1 protein-coding gene is annotated in these 546 nt (G+C 52.6%); it reads right to left on the bottom strand.

Annotated elements, in window-relative coordinates:
• Positions 1-546, bottom strand: a 546-nt coding sequence (locus tag JCM15764_RS20750; protein WP_243689565.1) for a hypothetical protein, incomplete at both ends; no start/stop codon positions are given.

The raw sequence follows: 546 nt of genomic DNA, 5'->3' as shown, positions 1-546 counted from the left end.
ACATTGACATACGCGCCTTCCGGCAATAGTAGGTTTCGATGTCGTTGCCCGCCTCGTCGGTGATGAGGATTCTGGGCTCTTTGGTGTCGCGTTCACTGCCGACATCGGTGATGATTTTTTCGACATTGCCGGTCTCGGCGTTGATTTCTTCCTTGAGGGTCGAGCCTGGCACAATGTCTTCATATCGCGCGATACCGTCGTGTTCGGAGATGATCGGGTCGTTGAACGGGTCGAAGGTTGCGATCGTTTCGTTTGCAAGGAGAATCTGGCCTTTCGTAACAACGACCTCTGAACCGTTGCGTATTTCGACTTTCTGTTCCTGCGCAATAAGAAGAAGTTTGCCTTCGAGCACTTTTGCATAGGAAATGCTGGGCGACTTGATTTCCGCGCCATCGGCTTTCCGGATGACCGGGTCGTCCTTCATGACGCGCTGTCCGTCCTCGACGAGCACCACATCACCCTTGGATAATTCGAATGCGCCAAATACTCTATTCACATAGATGTAGCCGCGGCGCGTGAAGAGGAAGTGGCCAAGGTCTGTTTTGA

It is taken from the genome of Geotalea toluenoxydans JCM 15764, from assembly GCF_001311985.1.
Classification (GTDB): Bacteria; Desulfobacterota; Desulfuromonadia; order Geobacterales; family Geobacteraceae; genus Geotalea; species Geotalea toluenoxydans.
Note: the sequence above shows the minus strand (reverse complement) of the source record. Positions and strands in the feature narration are given on the sequence as shown.